We start from the raw sequence: 3,514 nt of genomic DNA on the forward strand, positions 1-3,514 counted from the left end.
ATTTGATCATTCCTTTCTATAATTTCATGAGGAATCCTATATAATGATATTATATCTCCTACTTTCAATATAATTATAAGAGCTTTTCTAAGATGTTTCAGCTAACTTTTGTGAATATTCTTTATTAGCTTTGCTATATAATTTTTAATCATTGAAAATACTACATCACTTATTCTTTGAATCCCTTGTTCAAGAAAAATTATTACTATAATACTATTTTAACTTTTCCCTTTTACTTCAGAAATTGCTCTTTAAATAAAGAGCAATTTTCTGACCTTGTTCAGTATAGAAATTATTATGGGAAAGAAGTGGAGAGATAAAAAGCTATAAGGGGATAAACTTATAGCTTTTTAAAAATATTTATAAACTTTTAATCTAAACTTATTATCTCACTTATATCTCCATTGTTTGCCTCAACAATTGATTTTGCCATGACAAGTCCTATGCCAAAGCCCTTAGAGTCAGAACTTTTGTAAAATCTTACTAATATTCTTACTCATAAGTCCCTCCTAGTCAAATCCTCTTATCAAATCAATGGGATCGATCTTTAAAATATTTTGTAAAGTTGTCTTGTAAATTAAAATATTTATACCATAAATCAAAATTCCAAAAGCAAGGAAATATTTATATTCAAAATAAGACAACAAAATTTTCATATCCAATGTTGGAGATATTTTTGCAATTACAAATAAAGCAGCAAAACTTACTATTAAAACTATTGCCAGTGATTTAATTTCTTCTAATATAAAATCTCTTGTATATTTGTTTTTCAGTTCTTCCTCATCTATTCCACAAGACACTAAAGATCCAATTTCTTTTTTCCTTGCCATTAAACTTAAATTAATAGAAGAATATCCATTAGTTATATTTAAAATAAAAATTATGCTTGCAATAAAAATTATCATAAGTCCAAAAGTTTTTACGTCTTTCATGCGATTTGCTTCTACATCTTTGCTTGTAGTTAAATTATAAGTTTCATTGTAGGCAATGGAAGAATCTAATCTCTCTTTAACTTCATTCTTTATATCGTCTAACTTATTTTCATCAACTTTCATTGAGAGTTCGTAGGTGTTTCTTCTCAAGTCATTGTTGTTTTTTAAATAAAATTTATTCCATTCTTCTAAAAGTTTAAAGTATGTGTCAAAGTCAACATATAAATTCACATAAAAAGGTAGTCTTCTTTGCCTAAAGTCCTTTGTGTTATCAATTAACTTATCTACTTTGATTGAATAATTGTAATTTTTCTCTTCTGTTATAGAGTAATTTAAAATATCCATATTTTTAAAATATTTTGTTGTTTCTGATCCATCAATTGGTGCATTTGGATTTACTTGGACCTTATTTAATAGCAAAGCCTCTCCCTTTTTGCCACCTATCTTTTCAAAAGTTTCATCATCTAAGGCCGTAATAATTCCATCGAGATAAAAATCTTCGCCATTATCATAATATTTTCGAATTTTCTCATCTAAGTCAAAATACCTGAACTCATCTGAATAGTTTTGATCTTTACTAAGAGAAATATATTTTTCTGTTGAAAGAAATGCCTTGTCATTTTCTGTAGTCTTCATTATATCCTTTAAGACATTTGGGACTTCAGCTTCATTTGAATCAATCAAAATATTAATATTAGTATTATATGTGTAAGTATTTTTCACCCTATTGTACTTTGCCATAGAGAAAACTATCAAAAAAATTGAGACAATTATCATCCCAATTGCAGAAATATATCTCTGAGAAGAAATGGTTTTTAAATTATTTATCTTTAATTCCTTCCAAATATTTTTATTCTTCTTTAGTTTTATATTTTTGTCACTAAAGTTTCCCTTTATACCATCAATTATATTTATCTTTGCGATTTTTTTAGCTGGAGCAAATATTGCTATGAAAATTATAAAAAAGCAAATTAATAAAACTACAAGTGAAAGCCTTGACGAAAATTCTATAAACTCAATTTTTTCCTCTTTCTCTAAAATCTTTTGAAGGCCAAGATTGAGGAGGTTGATTCCTCCATATCCGAAAATATGTCCCAAAACTATTGGTAAAAATGAAATTTTTAATCCATCTTTTAAAAGCAATTTATAAATTTGATAATCTGTTGACCCAATAGACTTGTACATTGAAACTTCTCTTATTTTTCTTAGACCCCAAACTGTAAAAATGTTTTTTACAAAAAATATAAAAATAAGGATTGTAGCAAAAATTAAAAGAGAGTCTACAATTATCTGCCTATTTTGTTGTAAAAGACTTCCATCAACATTATAGTAATCTTTCATTATCTCGCTAAATTCAAGTTCTACTTTATCTTTATTCAAGGCAGATGCAAGATCTTTTTCTAAATTATCTTTATTATTGTAGGCTTTTCTAAAATTATGGAATCTTACAAAGCTATTGGTCTTTGCATCCTTTCCAATGACAGTAGAAGCATAAAAAATCTTCATATTCTCATTGTAAAGATTTCTTGTGATACCACTTATTACATATTCTTTGCTATTTTTTCTTGCAAATTCTTCATCCTTAGTAACACTTGAAACTGGCTTTATAATTTTTCCATCAACTAATCTATTCCCAAATTCTACTTTTACCTTATCGCCAATTTTTAAATTTTCTTTTTCTGCAAGACTTTTAGGTATGGTAATTTCGTTATCTTTTGTAGCAAAACTTCCCTCTTTTAACATATTATCTTCTAACATCTTGGTAAAAGCTTGGTCTGTATAATTTATCACTAAGACATTTTGAGATAGCTTGGCAGAATCATTTTCTACTGCAACTTCTCCCACTTCTTTAATGTTTTTTATTTCTTTTAATTTACTTGAGTCACCAGAAACTGTATCAGGCATAATTTTAGCATCATAAATTGATCTGTTCCTAAAATATTCATAATCGAGCTTATTATTTACATATCCAAAGTAAACACAAAATGTAAAGAAAATTGCAGTTATAAAAAGTGAAAGTGAGATTGAGAGATTCTTCTTATTCATTATTCTCATCTCCCACTATTTTCCCATCGACAATTGTTATTACCCTTTCTGCCTCTAGGGCTATAGACTCATCATGGGTGATTACTATAATTGTCTGTTTTAAAGTCCTGTTAAAATATTTTAAAATTTCAATTATTTCTCTTGAATTCTCCCTGTCTAGGTTTCCCGTTGGTTCATCAGCGAGTACAAGAGACGGAGAATAGATAAGGCTCCTTGCTATGGCAACCCTTTGTTGCTGGCCTCCTGATAGTTCACTTGGAAAAGAGTTGAGTTTGCTTTCTATACCAAGTTTTTTTACTATATCTGAAAATTCATCTTGATTTATTTTTCTTTTATCTAGTTTTAGTGGAAGTTCTATGTTATGTCTAACGGTTAAATTTGGAATCAAATTATAAAATTGATAAATTAGTCCAACTTTTCTTCTTCTAAAGTATGCCAATTCTTTTGTAGAATACTTTGAGATGTCGTTACCATCTATATAAACCTTACCATCATCTGGGCTATCTACTCCTCCTATGATATGTAGTAGGGTTGAT

2 protein-coding genes and 1 pseudogene are annotated in these 3,514 nt (G+C 28.0%); 1 reads left to right on the forward strand and 2 read right to left on the reverse strand.

Annotated elements, in window-relative coordinates; translation table 11 throughout:
- Positions 1 to 248: 248 nt before the first annotated feature.
- Positions 249 to 320, forward strand: a pseudogene (locus BN7444_RS09400) (relaxase); the annotation flags it as partial.
- Positions 321 to 509: 189 nt separating this feature from the next.
- Here the strand turns inward: BN7444_RS09400 and BN7444_RS00005 are convergent.
- Positions 510 to 2,978 (reverse strand): ABC transporter permease, encoded by a 2,469-nt coding sequence (locus BN7444_RS00005; protein ID WP_068454044.1) that lies wholly within the window; start codon positions 2,976 to 2,978, stop codon positions 510 to 512.
- A partial coding sequence (locus BN7444_RS00010; RefSeq protein WP_068454046.1) for an ABC transporter ATP-binding protein occupies positions 2,971 to 3,514 on the reverse strand: 544 nt, incomplete at its 5' end. The genes BN7444_RS00010 and BN7444_RS00005, both read right to left, overlap by 8 nt.

The sequence above is a fragment of the Peptoniphilus pacaensis genome, assembly GCF_900088125.1.
GTDB lineage: Bacteria > Bacillota > Clostridia > Tissierellales > Peptoniphilaceae > Aedoeadaptatus > Aedoeadaptatus pacaensis.